This is a genomic window from Rhodanobacter ginsengiterrae, assembly GCF_050026815.1.
Taxonomy (GTDB): Bacteria; Pseudomonadota; Gammaproteobacteria; order Xanthomonadales; family Rhodanobacteraceae; genus Rhodanobacter; species Rhodanobacter ginsengiterrae.
The window spans coordinates 43,227-59,255 of the sequence record NZ_JALBWO010000035.1 but is presented as its reverse complement, the minus strand read 5'-3'; the positions used below and the strand labels follow the sequence as shown (position 1 = coordinate 59,255).

12 protein-coding genes are annotated in these 16,029 nt (G+C 65.5%); 6 read left to right on the top strand and 6 right to left on the bottom strand.

Features of this window, described 5'->3' with window-relative positions; translation table 11 throughout:
- Nucleotides 1-88: 88 nt before the first annotated feature.
- Nucleotides 89-997 (top strand): glutaminase, encoded by a 909-nt coding sequence (locus ACQGNJ_RS01620; RefSeq protein ID WP_426687482.1) that lies wholly within the window; start codon nt 89-91, stop codon nt 995-997.
- A gap of 28 nt (nt 998-1,025) precedes the next feature.
- On the opposite strand, the gene ACQGNJ_RS01615 is transcribed toward ACQGNJ_RS01620, so the two are convergent.
- A complete protein-coding gene (locus ACQGNJ_RS01615; RefSeq protein ID WP_426687481.1) occupies nt 1,026-1,745 on the bottom strand; it encodes a hypothetical protein in 720 nt (239 codons plus the stop codon).
- A 105-nt stretch (nt 1,746-1,850) separates the two neighbouring features.
- Nucleotides 1,851-2,540, bottom strand: coding sequence for a GNAT family N-acetyltransferase (locus tag ACQGNJ_RS01610; RefSeq protein ID WP_426687480.1), 690 nt, complete (start codon nt 2,538-2,540; stop codon nt 1,851-1,853).
- 48 nt (nt 2,541-2,588) lie between these two features.
- On the opposite strand from ACQGNJ_RS01610, the gene ACQGNJ_RS01605 reads away from it, so the two are divergent.
- The 3 genes from ACQGNJ_RS01605 to ACQGNJ_RS01595 are packed head-to-tail and all read left to right on the top strand — an operon-like array spanning nt 2,589 to nt 5,662.
- Complete coding sequence (locus ACQGNJ_RS01605; RefSeq protein ID WP_426687479.1) at nt 2,589-3,725, top strand: hypothetical protein; 1,137 nt, start codon at nt 2,589-2,591, stop codon at nt 3,723-3,725.
- A gap of 48 nt (nt 3,726-3,773) precedes the next feature.
- Nucleotides 3,774-5,060, top strand: coding sequence for a lipase family protein (locus ACQGNJ_RS01600; protein ID WP_426687478.1), 1,287 nt, complete (start codon nt 3,774-3,776; stop codon nt 5,058-5,060).
- The gene (locus tag ACQGNJ_RS01595) at nt 5,057-5,662 is read left to right on the top strand and encodes a hypothetical protein (RefSeq protein WP_426687477.1); all 606 of its coding nucleotides are present in this window, start codon (nt 5,057-5,059) and stop codon (nt 5,660-5,662) included. Before ACQGNJ_RS01600 ends, ACQGNJ_RS01595 begins: the two co-directional genes overlap by 4 nt.
- 97 nt (nt 5,663-5,759) lie before the next feature.
- Here the strand turns inward: ACQGNJ_RS01595 and ACQGNJ_RS01590 are convergent, their stop codons facing one another.
- A complete protein-coding gene (locus ACQGNJ_RS01590) occupies nt 5,760-6,590 on the bottom strand; it encodes a hypothetical protein (RefSeq protein ID WP_426687476.1) in 831 nt (276 codons plus the stop codon).
- Between the two features lie 132 nt (nt 6,591-6,722).
- Between ACQGNJ_RS01590 and ACQGNJ_RS01585 the strand changes: the two genes are divergently transcribed.
- Both ACQGNJ_RS01585 and ACQGNJ_RS01580 read left to right on the top strand, forming a co-directional pair.
- Nucleotides 6,723-7,625: a LysR family transcriptional regulator gene (locus tag ACQGNJ_RS01585; protein ID WP_426687475.1), complete on the top strand. Its 903-nt coding sequence runs from the start codon at nt 6,723-6,725 to the stop codon at nt 7,623-7,625.
- A gap of 317 nt (nt 7,626-7,942) precedes the next feature.
- Complete coding sequence (locus ACQGNJ_RS01580) at nt 7,943-8,632, top strand: glycosyltransferase family 2 protein (RefSeq protein ID WP_426687474.1); 690 nt, start codon at nt 7,943-7,945, stop codon at nt 8,630-8,632.
- On the opposite strand, the gene ACQGNJ_RS01575 is transcribed toward ACQGNJ_RS01580, so the two are convergent.
- The 3 genes from ACQGNJ_RS01575 to ACQGNJ_RS01565 form a co-directional block, all read right to left on the bottom strand.
- Nucleotides 8,629-10,182: a glycoside hydrolase family 30 protein gene (locus ACQGNJ_RS01575; RefSeq protein WP_426687473.1), complete on the bottom strand. Its 1,554-nt coding sequence runs from the start codon at nt 10,180-10,182 to the stop codon at nt 8,629-8,631. The genes ACQGNJ_RS01580 and ACQGNJ_RS01575 overlap by 4 nt on opposite strands.
- A 54-nt stretch (nt 10,183-10,236) precedes the next feature.
- On the bottom strand, nt 10,237-12,753 hold the full coding sequence (locus ACQGNJ_RS01570; RefSeq protein WP_426687472.1) for a glycoside hydrolase family 3 protein: 2,517 nt from the start codon (nt 12,751-12,753) through the stop codon (nt 10,237-10,239).
- A 152-nt stretch (nt 12,754-12,905) separates the two neighbouring features.
- On the bottom strand, nt 12,906-15,860 hold the full coding sequence (locus ACQGNJ_RS01565) for a TonB-dependent receptor (RefSeq protein ID WP_426687471.1): 2,955 nt from the start codon (nt 15,858-15,860) through the stop codon (nt 12,906-12,908).
- Nucleotides 15,861-16,029: the final 169 nt, after the last annotated feature.

The window sequence follows — 16,029 nt, the reverse complement described above, 5'->3', positions numbered from 1 at the left end:
CCCTGCGCCGTCGACATGACAAGCCTGGCGACTACAAAGCAGACAGTCGATGACCTAGGCTGGTGCATCTGCCAGCCAGTCCCAGCCGATGTCCTATCAGTCCATCCTCGAACAGATCCACGCCGAAATCGCGCCGACCCTGCCGCAGGGCCGCGTGGCCGATTACATCCCGCAATTGGCCGGGGTGGACCCGAACAAGTTCGGCATGGCCGTCTGCGACACCCGCGGACGCGTGGCCAGCGTGGGCGACGCCGCCGAGCGGTTCTCCATCCAGAGCATCTCCAAGGTCTTCACGCTGACCCTGGCCATGCAGCACGAAGGCGAGCGGCTGTGGCAGCGCGTGGGACGCGAGCCGTCCGGCACCTCGTTCAATTCGCTGGTGCAGCTGGAATTCGAGCAGGGCATTCCGCGCAATCCCTTCATCAACGCCGGCGCACTGGTAGTCACCGATACGGTGCTTTCGCGCATGGGCGATGCCAAGGCTGCCTTGTGCGAGCTGGCACGGTTACTGAGCGGCGCCAGCGACGTCTGCTATGACCCGGCGATTGCCGCGTCGGAGGCCGGCCGCGGCTACCGCAACGCGGCGCTGGCCAATTTCCTGAAGAGTTTCGACAACCTGCGCAACGACCCGGCCGATGTGCTCGACGCCTATTTCCATCACTGCGCGCTGGCGATGAGCTGCACCGAACTGGCCCGCGCCTTCCTGTACCTGGCCAGCCACGGCCAGCACCAGGGCGCAGCGCTGATCACGCCCAGCCAGGCCAAATACATCAACTCGCTGATGCTCACCTGCGGCACCTACGATGCGGTCGGCGACTTCGCCTATCGCGTGGGCCTGCCCGGCAAGAGCGGAGTAGGCGGCGGCATCGTGGCGGTGATGCCCGGCACGTTCAGCGTGTGCGTCTGGGCGCCCGGCCTCAACGCCAGCGGCAATTCGCTGGCCGGCACGCAGGCACTGCAGCGATTCTCCGAACTCAGCGGGCAGTCGATCTTCTAGGCTTCGACCGCGCGCGCCGCGGGCGGTGTCACTGCACGTCGGAGACGCGGCCACCGATGAAGGTGACCTTCATCGTCGGGAAGTAGTCGATCTCCTTGCCGCCACCCAGCTGGACCACGGTGGTCGGCTGGCCGAGGATGGCCAGCACCTGCTGCCTGCTCTGGCCGATGGCCAGGGTGCGCGAAGGCGCCGCGGGCACCGGCTCGTCGTGGCTGGCCGGCTGCACGGAAATCACCTGCGCCAGCGTCTGCATCACCTCATCCGCCGACGGCGTGCTGCCCTTGGCGAACGGCAGCACCAGGAAAGCCTTGTAGTGGCGGCCGTTGATCATTTCGCTGAGCAGCGAAAGCTGCACGCCATCCTCTTTCATCTCCACGCCGGTCAGCAGCACCTTCTCGCCGGCGACGAACATGCGGGTCGGCACGGTCGGCTGATTGCCGCTGGCGGTGAAGAACTTCATCTTGTTGAGGAAGCTCTGCCGGATCTTGCCGCCCTTGTAGGTGTTGTACGACGGAATCGCCGAACTGATCGCGCACATGAAGAGGTCGTCCTTCCCCAGCACCAGCACGTCGCCCTGCTTGACGATGTCGGTCAGGTCGGCGGTGGGCTTGGTCAGCACGTAGGCAGCCTCGATCCGCTCGGGGATCGATCCTGCCTGGGCGTGCGCCGCCGGCGCAAGAATCGACAGCGCGGCAGCGAGCGTGAAGACGGAAACGACGACGGAAACCGAAGAACGGAGAGTGCGCATGGGCAGTCCTTTGCATGTGGTTGCTCCCTCTGCGGGAGCGGGCGGTATCGGCGCGTGTGGCCGCCGAAAAAAGGCTAGCATCCTTCAATCGGTGGCACAAACCGATCAACCGTCCCGGCGCTCCAGCACGGCGACATTGACCTCGCAGCGCAACGCGAAGCCCAGTGCCTGGTACAGCGCGATCGCCGCCGCGTTGTTCTTCCACGCATGCAGGAAGGCCGTTTCGCCGCGCGCCGCGATGGCCGCGGCGACATGCCGGGACAGCCGCCCGGCGAAACCGTGGCCGCGAAAATCGGGATGTGTGCACACGCCGCTGACCTCGGTGTAACCGGCGAAACGGAAACGCTCGCCTGCCATCGCCACCAGCCGGCCATCAACGCGGATGCCGAAGAAACTGCCCATGCGATGGGTCTGACGCAGGAACGGACCGGGCTCGGTCAGGATCGCCAGCGCCAGCATCTCGTCGGCGTCCTGGTCATCCAGCGCGCGTATGTCGTCGCCAGTCGGCAGCGGCGCCACCGGCGACGGCGCCACCATCTGCACGCCGCGGGCCAGCTTGACCGGCACCAGCCCGGCGGGAATCGCGATCTCCGGCACCTGCAGGATGAACACCTGCTCCGCGGGCTGCAGCAGCGTCGCCAGGGCCGCCAGCGCGTCCGGGCTGTCGTCACGGGCGGACGCGAAACGATTGACCTGCGGCTGGTAACGGCGGGCCAGTTCATCGCCGATCGACAGCGGCGCGTGGGCCGAGGTCAGGCTGGACCATACCGGTCGGTCAAGCAGGTTCGTCGTCATCGGGCTGGCCTCGCCGGGCTTCGCGAGCGGGAATGCGGGCAAACGATGATGCCGCAAGCGCCGCCCCGCGTCGAAAATCCGTGTGCCCTCGCCGCCCCGGTCGACCGCCTTGGCAGAACCCGCGCCCGTGCTAATCTCCCGCGGAACAGCCGCCAGTACCCACCGCAGGGAGGCGAGATGCGTCCACGGCCTGATCCTTCGAAGATCGACTCCACCCATCGCCCGCTTGCGATGACGTCGCCGTTTGCGTCGGCACGGACAATGCCCGGGCGCAGCTGGCGAACCCTGGGCAAGGTGCTGATCATCTGCCTGCTGGTCACAGGCTGCCAACCCGACATGGCCGGCGACGGCGGGAGTACAGGAATGTTCGGACTGTTCAAGAAGAAAGCCGAGGCGCTTACCTCGACGGTGGCGCCCGAGCTGCACGCGCAGCTCAAGCGCGAGACAAGCTTCCCGCAGCAGGCCGCAGCTGCCGACAACGGCTGCACCGAGGCGCGCGTGGACGGCACGCCGCCGGATGCGCGTTTCGTGCCCCCCGATTTCACCGGTTCGGTCCATGACGCGTTCCGCGTCGCGAGCCGGCCGGGCTTGCCGGCGCTGGCCATCGTCAATGGCGCGAGCGAAGTGCGGCTGCCCCAGTTCTGGGAACTGGCCTCCGACGCCACGCCGACCTTTGTGCGCAACATTCCCGTCCAGCTCGATCCTGCGCAGGGCAGCTGGATCGCCGCCAGCGCGATCAATGTGGGCTGTCTGCCCGGCCCGCTGCTGGCACTGGGGCTGGCCTATGCGGACTCCAAAGGCCGCGCGCTCCAATCGATCGTCGTCTACGACCGGCAAACCCATCAGGCCCGCAAAGTTTCCGACGCCACCTATGACGGTTTGTCCGGCACCGTCGACAACCTGCTGGCTACCCGCGATGTCGGGCCGAACCATGCGCTGCTGCTCTACTGCACGGATCAGCTGCGCCTGCGCGCCGAGGTCTACGTGCGCAAATACGATCACATCCTCGTGTTCTCGCCGCGCCATCCGCAAGGCCTGGAAGTACTCAAGCTCGGCCTCGACGATGGCAATGTGGTCGACTGGATCGTCATCGACAAGATCCTGTGGCTGCACACCTACGATCGGCGCAACGACAAGCAACCGGATGGCATGGTCTGGTCACTGGATCTTTCCTCCGTGCTCTGATCGCACCACTTTCCACGCAACGAATCACCAGACTCAAGGAGGGGGAACATGGCGGATTTCGCACTGGCACCGAAAGAGGCGGCCAACATTGCCCTCAATGCTTATTTCGCGCTGAAGGACTGGTCGCTGAAGCAACCGACGGCCGGCGTGGAATCACGGGGCAAGGTGCAGGACCTGGTACTCGGCTCGGGTGACACCAAGGGTGTCTTCAAGACCAACAGCTCGGTCGGCAAGAGTTTCCCCGGCGCGCAACTGGGCCAGATCTTCAGCGGCACCACCGGCTGGAACACGGCCTCGGGTTTCGGCTATGTACTGCATTTCGAGCGTGGCGGGCAACGCCACGCGGTCATCGCCGTTCGCGGCACGCGACCCGAACTGGGCTGGTATGACATCGGCACCGATTTCCGCTTCGCGCATACCGGCTTTGGTGATTTCGGCCGGGTGCACAAGGGCTTTGCCAACGCGTTCGGCAGCATCCTGCCGCAGTTGCAGCGAGAACAGGGCGCGATCCTGGCGGCCGACGTCATCCATTGCATCGGCCACAGCCTCGGCGGCGCCATTGCGACCCTTGTCGCCGGTCACTATGCCGCGCTGAACCGTCCCGTGCGGCTGTACACGTTTGGCAGTCCACGCGTGGGCTATCGCGACGCGCACCAGGCGTTCGAGCGGCGCATCGGCAAGGAAAACATCTTCCGCACCGCGCACAACCGCGATCCGATCACGATGATCGCCACCTACCCCTACAAGCATGTGCTGGCGCCTTATACCGATCCGAACAACTTCACGCTGAACTCGCCGAACTCCAGCATCTCGATGGACAACCACGACATGGAGGCGTATGCAAGAAGCCTGCGCCTCGCCGACAACTGGAGCGCAGTGCGCGGCCTGGCCGCCGCCTGCGACCACTCCAACAGCAAGCTGGCGCAGGCGCTGATGGGCGATGCCAGCATGAGCTGGTTCAAGAAGATGACGCTCAGCACGCTGGCCGCGTTGCTGACCCTGTTCGAGGACGTGCTGCGCGCCGCGGCACGCGGCTTCTACGATGCGGTCACCGGTGTCGACGTGATCGCGGCGGTCATCTGCGATGGCGTGAAGCTGATGGGTGAGGTGGGCGAGCGACTGAAGTACCTGTTGCGCCTGGCCGCGCGCTGGGCCTGCATCCAGGTCGCCAACGATGCCGCGCTCACCGATGCGGTGATCCGCGCGATCCTGCAGGCCATGACTACCCGCATCAACCAGGTCGGCGTCGCCGCACTGCAGCGGGCCGCCGCCATGCTGCAGCCGGTGCCGCTGCTGATCGCCGGCAGCCTGCTGATCTCGGCCTCGGCGCTGTGACGACGCTGGACCGCGACGGATTCTCCTGGCTGCTGTTGCATGCCAATGCGTTGCCGATGCTGGCGATGCAACAGGTCATGGCCGAGATCCGCGACGACCTGGCGCATGCCGAACCGCCGGCCGATGACGGGCTCACCGAGGCGCAGCGCGAAGAGCAGTCGCGCATCGCGCTGAACGAGCTGGCCGACCGCATCGAGGCCGATCCGGAACTGGCGGCGCTCACCGTCTTCAACTTCGCCGCACCGGTGATGTCCGACGAGGAGATCGACCGCCTCGAACAGCAATCGCGCGACGAGGACGCCGCGGCAAACGAAGCCATGGCCAGTCTGGACGAGCTGCCTGATGGCCCACTCGACCTCGATGCCTTTCTGCTTCGCGCCTACGCGAAACCGCTGCCGGCGCCGCGCGTCGAGGCCGCCTTCGGCCGCGCCGACGTGGCGGCGCTGGTCGCCGCGCTGGCGCAATTGCCAGCCGACCTGCCGCCGCTGACGGCACCAATGGATGGCCACGGACTGGCGCGCTGGCTGGCGTTCTTCCGCACCGAGGACCCGCAATGCGAGGCACTGGTGTTCGAGGTCAGCCGCCTCGATGAAGACGCATGATGCGGGCCCTCATCGCCGAATGGCCGAGACACGCTTGAGTGCCGGCGGACGCACGGCGACGCAGCGGGTCGTCTGACTGCACCAGCTTGCAGCACGATCAGGGGTTGCCCCGGGATATCCACAGCCGCCCGGAGCGCAGATCCAGGGTGATCACCTTGTCGCGCAGGAAGGGCATGCCCAGATTGCCGTCCAGGATCATGTCCGCCGTGAAGGCCGTGCCTTTGGCACGCAAGCCCGCTGCCACAGGGAAATCGGCCTGCTGCGGCCCCGCGACTTTCGGATCGAGACCAAACAGAGCTGCGTAAGTCCGCGATACCAGAAGGGTTCCGCCATTGCCCGTATCCAGCTCGAACCAGAGCGTGCCGCGGCGGGTGGACACGCCCAGCGAGGCCGCCAGCGCATGCCCCTGCACTTCGCGTGACAACAGCACCGGCAGTTCCCGGGCGCTGGCGATGCGCTCTTGCAGGCTGGCCGGCGACTCCACGATCAGGCGTCGGCCGGGGATGTCCACGGTGATCGTCTTGCCCGCGAACAGATCCAGTGCGATGGAGCCGGCCACCGGGCTGGCATCCTTGGCCAGCAGCGGCGCCACATCGAATACCAGGGTCACCGGCGCATGGAACTTCTGGCCGTCCAGATCGAAGTCGACGTGATCGCAGCGTGGCGCGTCCAGCCGCTCGCCCATCATCCGGAAGCCGCTCAGCCTGCCCCACGGCTTGCAACCGATCGTGCCGGCGAAGGAAGGCGAAATCAAGCTGAGCCCGCCGGCGGTGTCCAGCAGGAACAGGCCGTCGTGACCGTGCACGGTGGCGTGCAAGGCTATCGTCTTGCGATAGCTTTCCAGCTTGAATGTGGCCTGCGGCTGCGCGGCCTGCGCGGCCGTGCCGATCGACAGCAGCGCGACCAGAGCCATGATGAGTCGTCGCATGAGGAGGGTATCCCTGGTGATGGTTGCAGCGGGGTGGGCGGAATGGACAAGGCGCCATGACACTTTATCCGCGGCAGCTGCGCGCCTACTCTGGCGTCATCGAAATCACTGTTTGGTTTCACTGAAGAATCCATGGACCGTCTGCAGAGCATGCTGTGCTTCGTGCGGGTGGTGGCGCTGAAAGGCTTCAGCCGCGCCGCCGCCGAGCTGGGCGTGTCGCCCGCCACGGCGACCACCCATGTGCGTCGACTGGAGCAGGTGCTGGGCGTGCGCCTGCTCGATCGCAACACGCGCTCGCTGAAGCTGACCGAGGACGGTGCGATCTACCTCGAACACTGCCGGCAGGTGCTCGACGACATTCGCCACATGGACGCCCTGCTGACCTCGCGCGGCAAGGCGCTTCGCGGCGAATTGCGGGTGGACGTGCCGATGGTGCTGGGGCGAAGGATCATCGCGCCGCAGTTGCCGGTTTTCCTGCGCCGGTACCCGCAACTCACCGTGCAACTGACCATGGAGAACCGCTCCAACGATCTGATCGGGCGCGACTGGGATTGCGCCATCCGCATCGGCGAGCTGAAGGACTCCTCGCTGGTCGCGCGTCAGCTGGGTATCGTGCACTGGATCACCTGCGCCGCGCCGGCCTACCTCGAACGCGCCCGCACGCCGGAGACCCCGCAAGACCTGGTGCGCCACAACTGCCTCGGCTTCATGCCGGTCGGCGAGCGCACCGCGGCACCGTGGCAGTTTCTCATCGGCGGCCGCGCCACAGGCATCGCCATCCGCGGCAAGGTGCTGATGGATTCGCTGGATCCGCTGCTGGACGCCGCCGTCGCGGGCGCCGGCATGCTCCAGGTCGATGAGCTGGCCGCTCGTCCACTGCTGGCCAGCGGTCAATTGCAGCGCGTGCTGGCGGACTTCTCGGTAGCCGGACCGCCGATCATGCTGATCGCCAACGGCAGGCGACAGATGCCGTCGAAGGTACGGGCCTTTGCCGATTTCGCGGCCGGACTGCTGACCCGGCCAAACGACGCCTGATCCCCTTCAGGCCAGCCATGACATGCCGACCTCCGGTCGAGCTCCGTGGGCGTCCGCATGGCGTGTCGCGGCAGAAAATGCCAGGGACTGATGCGGCAGCACGCCTGACTGCCTCAGGCGCAACCCCGGGAAGGTCCGCGCCGCGCCCTGAACCCGCTGCCCGGAACGAGGTGCGTCTGTCGGCGCGGCACCCTTTCCCGCTTCACCTCATCCAATGACGCGTCATTTGCGTACACACAGTCGCGTCGAAAAGACCGGCCACCGAGGGTGGCGGTCGGAATCGCATGCGCCCTCTTCCACAGGATTGGCGAAGCCTTGTGCCAGCACCGCTCTTTTCCATCATTGTGCCCACCTACAACCGCGTTCGATTGCTCGACCGTGCACTGGAGTCGGTGCTGGCGCAGCGGGAGTCCTCGTGGGAACTCCTGATTGCCGATGACGGCTCGACCGACGGCACCTGGGCATCACTGTGCGACTGGAAGCGCCGCGACGATCGCCTGCGCTGCTGGAGGCATGCCAATCGTGGCCAGGCAGCAAGCCGCAACGAACTGCTCATGCACGCGCGGGGCGACTGGGTGGTGTTTCTCGACAGCGATGACGAACTTCTGCCCGACCACCTCGTGCTGCGTCGTCAGGCCATCGCCGCCCTGCCTGCCACGGATGTCTGGATTTCGCCGATGCGCATCGTCGGCAATCCGCTGGTTCCGTGCTGCATTCACCCCGGCCAACTGATCCATGTGGATCGCTGCATGGGGGTGGGCATGCTGACCATCCGGCGCGAGGCGATCCTGCAGGCAGGCGGATTCCCCGACCTCAGCTACGCCGAAGATTCCGCACTGATGGCGCGACTGCTGGCTGCCGGCGTTCGCACGCAGTGGCTACGCCATCGCTCCTATGTCTACCACCGCAACCATGTCGACAGCATCACGGCCAATCATCTGTCGGCACATGAGCTGGCGTCAGGAGCATCCAGGCCGCGGGAGAGAAGCCAGGCAGGCAGCCGCTAGCGGGTGCCGGATTGATGCTGCCGGCCAGTGCTTGCCGCCAATGCAGGCGCACTGCCGGCATCGGGTGACCACACAAACGTGGCCACGCTGCCCGCCGGCATGTCGTACTGGAAGCGCAGGGAACCTTGCCTGACCGACAGCCGGTTGGGCCGCGGGTTGCCGTTGACCGCCACCAGCACCAGCGATCCATCGTCCGGATTCTGGAAGGCCACCTGGTGAACACCGGCGTTGGTATTGCCGGACTTCACCCGCCTGGCACCGGGCAGCACGAACCGGCTGAAATGGGCGAACGCGTAGTACTCGTCGTTGCGGCTGATCGCGCCGGTGCCAGAGTCGATCGTGACGATGCCCTTGCACTCATCGCAGCCACCGAGGTGCGGGCCGTGGTTTTCGTCCAGCAGCAGATTCCAGTAGACGACGCCACGCGCCCAGTTCTTGATGCTGGCCATCACGATATTGCGCGCGAACAGCAGCAATTCGCCCTTCTGCGCAGACGGCCAGTCACCGCCGGCGCATTCGGTGAGATAGACGTCCTTCTGCGGAAATGCGCGATGGACCGTGCTCTGCACACTGGGATCACCGCGATAGCAGTGCCATGCAATGCCGGCGATATAGCTTCGCGCATCCGGGTCGGCCAGCACGCTCAACGGTTGATCGGGCATGTCCCAATTGTGATCCCAGCCCAGGATGACGGTTCGGGGTTTGCGCCCGGCCAGCGCGGGGCCAAGGTACTTGCCAATGAGGCGGGCGCGCGCGTCGGCAGGCAGATTCATGCCCGGATAGGTCAGCGGCTCGAAGGCCGGTTCGTTCTGCACGGTCAGCGCAAAGATCGGGATGCCGTCATTGCGGAATGCATCGACCGAACGCACCAGGTAGTCCGCGTAGACGGCTTCGTAGGGCTCGAGCAGGGATCCGCTGATCACATTGGCACTGGTTTTCATCCACGCCGGCGCACTCCACGGCGAGGCAATGATCAGCACGCCAGGTTGAATGGCCAGGATGTCATGCAACACCGGCATGACATCGCGCTGGTCCACGGCGACGTTGAAGTGCTGCAGTTCCGGATCGACCTGGCCGGCGGGCATGTCGTCCAGGGTGTAATGCTGCAGCGAGAAATCCGACGCACCGAGGGTGATGCGCAGCATGTTGAAATTGAGCCCAGGCGACGGACCGAACAACTCCTGCAGCAACGCGGCGCGCTGCGATGCGCTCAGCTTGTTCCGGATCAGCCATGCCGAGGCATCGGTAAGCGCCGCACCGAAGCCGGCCATGGTCTGATATTTTCCGCCGAGGTCAACGACCACATCAGCCGGGCGCGTGCCCGCATCGTGCATGTCAGCGATCACATCGGGCTGTTGCGCAAGCCGCAGGCGGCGATCAGCCGTGCTCACCCACAGCTGGACCCGGGGCCCGCTGGGCGAAAGCACCTTGCCAATCGTCCCCATGAACAGTGGCGTACGCGGCCAGTGCAGACTCCACAACGCCAACAGCGACAACAGCACCACCGACAGCACCGCCGTCCGGCGACCAACCCCCTGACTTTCATCCATGGCGGGCACACTTGCCATCCACTGCCGTGGTCCCGCGCCACGCTGTCCCCACCATCATCGAGCCGCAGTCTCGGGGCAGGCTGCCGCCGCAGCAGGCTGCGTCCCGGCAGCGATCCGCACATTCGCAAAGGCGGCGGAGAACGGCTGCGCGGCGAGCACCCCGAACGGCACGTCGACATGCGCCAGATCTGCGCCGGGCTGGATGAAGCACTGCAACGGGATGGACACCGCATGCCGTTTGCCCGGCTCGTAAGCGGCGAACATGCGGGTGACGTCGACCGTCCGGCGGCAATCCCCGCCGCAGCCCATGTAGATCTTGACCGCGCCGCGGGCCGGCGTGCCGATCACCACGTCGAACTGCAGGGCGGCATGAGTGGCCACCAACGGCATCAGATCTGTCGGCTGCGGGCTTTGCGCGAAGAACCGGCCGGCTGCGTGCCAGGTGACGGATTTGGCATCCTGCTGCGTGTTGACCTGCACCGTGCGCAGGCTGATCACCGGATGACTCGCAGGCCATGCGATCACCGCATTGAGGTCCGCGCCCACGGCGTGAGCATCGTGGCCACTGCCACCCGCCGCCAGGTACAACGCGAACGGCGACTGCGCCAGCGTATGGAAGATCGGCAGCGTCGACGCCTGGGCACAAGTGGCGACATCGGCATGCAGCGGCAGCGCCGGCAACTCGTGATGACTCGGGTAGCGCAGGCCATGGCCACGCGCGAACAACCAGTTCGCCGCCTTGCGATCGCCGCCGACATCGGGGCACGGCACGCCCGGCCAGGGCATGGCCAGGGTGCCGGAGAAGTTGAACGCCGGCGTGCCGGCCTTGGCGGCAAACAGCAGGTCGGCGATGCCGCCACCCTCGCTCCCGGGCAACCAGGCCGCAACGAAAGCGTCGGACTGGTTGAGCAGGTCGTTGACGAACAGCGGACGGCCGGACAGGAATACCGTTATCACCGGCCTGCCTGTCGCAGCGGCCGCTTCCAGCAGCGCGAGGTCTTCGGGATGGCGGTCGCTGTGGCGCAACGTCGCCGACGAAATGATGTCGCCCATGGTCTCGGCATACGGGGTTTCGCCGATCACCGCAATGATGGCGTCGAACGACTTGAGGTCCACACCCGCTGTCGTCGCTCGGTAGGTCACCTGGCCCGCGCCGGCCACCTCGCGGATGCCGGCAAGCACGCTGGTGGCGTTCGGGAAATCCGCGTTGCTGTTGTCGGTACCCTGCCAGGTCAGCGACCAGCCGCCGACCTGGTTCGCGATTGTGTCGGCGCTCTTGCCGACCACCAGCACCTTGCTGCCACGCTTGAGCGGCAGCACGTCGCGATTGTTCTTCAGCAACACCAGCGATTCGCGCACCGCACGACGGGCCAGCGCACGGTCCTGCAGCGAGCGCGAATCGCCTGCCCCGGCACGCTGCGATGGACGCTTGCCGAACCCACCCAGCACCAGTTTCGCGCGCACGATGCGGCGCACCGCATCATCGATCCGCGTCATCGGGATCTCGCCATCCCCCACCTGGCGCGTGGTGTTGGCAATGAAGGCACGCCAGTCGTCGGGCACCATCACCATGTCGATGCCGGCGTTGATCGCCTGCGGGCAACTGGCGTTGCTGCAGCCGGGCAACTGGCCGATCGCGTTCCAGTCCGACACGATGAAACCGGGGAAACCCATCCTGTCTTTCAGCGCACCGGTGAGCAGCGCGCGGGCGCCGCTCATCTTGCCGTAGTTGACCCCGTCGACCGCATCGTCCCAACTGTTGTAGGACGCCATCACGCTGAGCACGCCCGCTTCCAGCGCGCCGTAGTAACCCGCACCGTGCACGTTGATCATGTCCCGCCGGCTCGCCTTCGCATCTCCCTGGTCGGTGCCGTGGGCAGTCGCACCGTCGCCGATGAAGTGCTTGGCGGTGGCCATCACGTTGGCGTCGCCGAAATCTCCCTGCAGGCCGCTGACGTAGGCGCGCGCATAAGCGCGCACCAGCGGTCCGTCGTCGGAGAAGCTTTCGTAGGTACGCCCCCAGCGCGCATCCTGTGCCACCGCCAGCGTCGGGGCGAACGCCCAGTCGATACCGGTGGCGCGCACGGCGCGCGCGGTGGCGGCGCCGATCTGCCGGATCAGCTGCGGGTCATGGGCGGCGCCCAGGCCGATATTGTGCGGAAACAGCGTGGCGCCGAACACGTTGCTGTGGCCGTGCACCGCGTCCGTGCCCCAGATGATCGGCAGCTTCACCGGCGCATCGACCGCCATCGACGCGTCGTAGTAGCGATCCGCCAGGGCCAGCCAGTCGGCCACGCTGGCGTGCTTGTTGCCCTGCGGCCAGGAGCCACCGCCATTGAGCACCGAGCCGATGTAAAACTGGCGGACCTGATCGGGCGTGATCGACTTGATCTCCGCCTGCGTCATCTGGCCGATCTTCTGCGCCAGGCTCATCTGCGCGACGATGTCCTGCACGCGCGCATCCAGCCGGGAGGACACCGATGCGCGGGGTTTGATCCGTGGCCAGTCGGTGTAATGCGTTGGCGCGAGCGTCTGCCCGGCCACCACGGCAGGCGCTTGCGCCCGGGCCACGTCGGCTGCCGTCACAGCGTGGCTTGCAGCCAACATCCACAGGCTGGCACAGGCCAGGATTGCACACCGGGTACCCATCATCGAAAACTCTCACTCGAACCAGCAAACTTGCGCGCACGGCGCGAACGCCGTGCGCACGCACGCGATCCAGCCTACAGCTTGTAGTTGACACCGAACAGGATGGTCCGCCCCCAGGTGTCGTATTCCAGCGGCCGGGTCATGGGCACGTTGTTGGGCAAGGTGGCCACCTGCACCGTCGAATCGGAGGAGTTGGTGAGGTTGTTCACCTGCAACAGCAGCGACAGCCCATCCAGGCGGCCACCGGTGAACGCATAGCCGAGTTGCAAATCGGTTTGCCGGTTGGCCAGGATCTTCGTGTAGCCCAGCTGATCGAACAGGGCCACCGCTTCACCGGTAAACGACGAGCGGTAGCGTTCGGCCACGCGTACCGAGAAGCCGTAGCGTTCGTAGAACAGCGCCAGGTTCGCCACCTTGCGTGACAGGCCCGGCAAGGTCTTCGGGCCGCCGGGAACGGACGAGATGGAACTGAGCGGAATCGAGCTGTTGGTCAGCGAGAAGTTGGCCTGTGCGCCAAACCCTTCCAGCGCCGGAGTCAGCAGGCCGCCCTCCAGTGCACCGGACAGTTCCAGACCTTCCATCTTGCCGCCGGTGCCATTTTCCGGGGTGGTGAACGAGCCGGTATTGCTGGTCGGCACCAGGGTGGGTGTGTCGTTGGTGTAGTGCGAAAAATCGTAGTCCAGCACGGTCTGGTTGTAGATGTAGTTGAGCAGGTTCTTGTGGAACACCGCCGCGGCCACATAGCTGGCCGTGCCGAAATACTTTTCCCAGGACAGGTCGGCACCGACGGCCACGTACGGGCGCAGTTGCGGATTGCCGCCGCTGCCCGACCACAACACCTGACCCGCGCCGGGACCATCGGTGACTTTCGACACGCTGGCGGAGGTGGCCACCTTCTCGTCATCGATGCGGCCGCGTGCCATGGTCTTGGCCAGGCCGAAGCGCAGGTACTGCCGCTCGCCGATCTCCGCTTTCAGATTCAGGCTGGGCAGCACGTTGTTGTACGACGACCCATCGCTGATCCTGCCGACCAGCGTATCGCCATGGGTTTGCAGCGCCTGCGACGACTGGTTGGTATGCACGAACTGCACGCCAACGTTGCCAAGCAACGGAATGTCCCCCAGCCGCGTGTCGATGTTGAACTTGACGTACGCCAGCGGCACCTTTTCCTCGACCGTGTAATTGCGGCTCCAGTCGCCCTGCCCGTTCTTCGGCACCAGGTAGAACTGGTTGCCGTAAAGCGCGCCCAGCACGTCGTAGTTGAGGATGCCCGGAATGCCGCCGTAACCCAGCGACGTCGGCCCATGCAGCAGCGCCGGATTGATCGGTGCGCTGAGGTGGTTCTGGTACGTGTCCTGGGTCGATCCGTTGCCGTTGAGATAGGCGAAGAGCACGTCGGCGTGCTTGGTCTTGGTGCGGTCCGAATAAGCCACGCCGAAATCCACATTGCTGAAGATCCAGCCGACCGCATGACTGGCCTGCAGGCGCATTGCGTGGATGGTGTCGTTCTGTCGATCAAATTCCTCGCGCCCGTCGTAGCCGTAGTTGTCCGGATCGGTGAATTGCACCGTGGCGGGATCACTCAGGTCGACTGCCGGCCTGAAATCGGGGTAGCCAAAACCGCTCGGCGTGTTGAAGGCGACGTTGGTCAGGGCGCCATTCGCCAATCCGCTGAACAGGTAGGCGTCGTGCAGCTTCACCCGCGCACTGGATGAGGACAGGTCCGCCATCAGCGTCCAGTCGCCCAGGTACAGCTTGTTGTTCCAGCCGATGGAATAGAGCTTGTCGTGCTCCTTGGTGTACTCGTTCTGCAGGATCGGCGCGACGCCGAGGATCGTGCCGGCCGTGACGATCGGCAGCGGCTGGCCGGGCGAGGTCTGCACGTTGTCGTAGGAGACGTTGTCGTACGGACTGCTCGACCATTGCGCGCCATTGGTGAACTTGCGCTTGCTGAAGGTCGAGTAGTACATGTCCAGCTTCGAGTAATAGACGTCGTTCGGCGCCCACTCGAGCACGGTCATCAGGCCATTGCGCTTCTGGTTCTGCGACTGCGCCCGCAGTTGCATGCCCTCCTGCGAGATCACGTTGTCCGGCATGCCCGCCGTATGCGGACCACCCCAGTTCTGGTCGATGCCGGCGCTGCCGTTGTCGGCGCTCCACCACCACGCCTGGTACTGCTTTTCCTGGACCGGCTGATCGACCACCGCCAGACCCACGGCGACGCCCAGCGTGTGGTCGAGGAACTGGTCGACATAGGAAAAACTGGCACGATGACCGCTGGTGTCGGTACCGGTGCCGGGATTCAGCAAGCCATTGCTGTTGTGCTCGCCGCGCAGGTTGAACACCAAGGTGCGCTTCGACAGATCCAGCGGATTGATGGTGTGCAGATCGACGGTGCCCGACAGCCCCTGACCGACGAGGGCAGCATCGGGGGTCTTGTAGATGGTCACGCCGTTGATCAGTTCGGCCGGATACTGGTCGTATTCCACGCCACGGTTCTCACCCACCGTCGCCTGCTCGCGTCCATCGAGGGTGGTGCCGGCGAAGTCCGGGGACAGACCACGGATGGAAATGGCATTGGCATTGCCATCGGCACGCTGCGTTGCCAGGCCGGAGACGCGCGACAGGCTGTCGGCGATGCTGACATCCGGCAGCTTGCCGATGTCTTCGGCCGAGATCGCCTCGACGATGTTGCTGGCGTCCTCCTTGCTCTTCATCGAACTGGCGATACTGCTGCTGATTCCGTTCACCACCACGCCACTCAGATCCGTCACCGGTGCGCCTGGCTTGTTCTTGTCGTCGTGCGCCTTGTCACCCCTGGCCTTGTCGCCGGCCTTGGTCTTGCCGGTGTCTTGCGGTACCGCCGAGCCGGCCACGGGGGCCGTCTGCTGAGTGGTTGCCGCCTCCTGCGCGAAGGCGGGCCCGACACTCGCGATGACGAACAACGCCAGCGCGCACGCCGCGGCCAGCGGACGGAGCGGAAGATGGACAGGCGCGACAGCGCCACGAAACGCACAACGATGATTCATGAAGGCCTCCCTTTTGCCCCCGATGGGAAATTTTTCTTGCAGCTTGGCGCCTATCTTGCGCTGAGCACACACGGCGGAATGGCAACGGGGTCACTTTCCGAGCCGCCGGCGCTGAGCCTACTCCGTTTGCCTCTGCGCTCAGAACGCGGTCACGACTTCACGCGTCAGA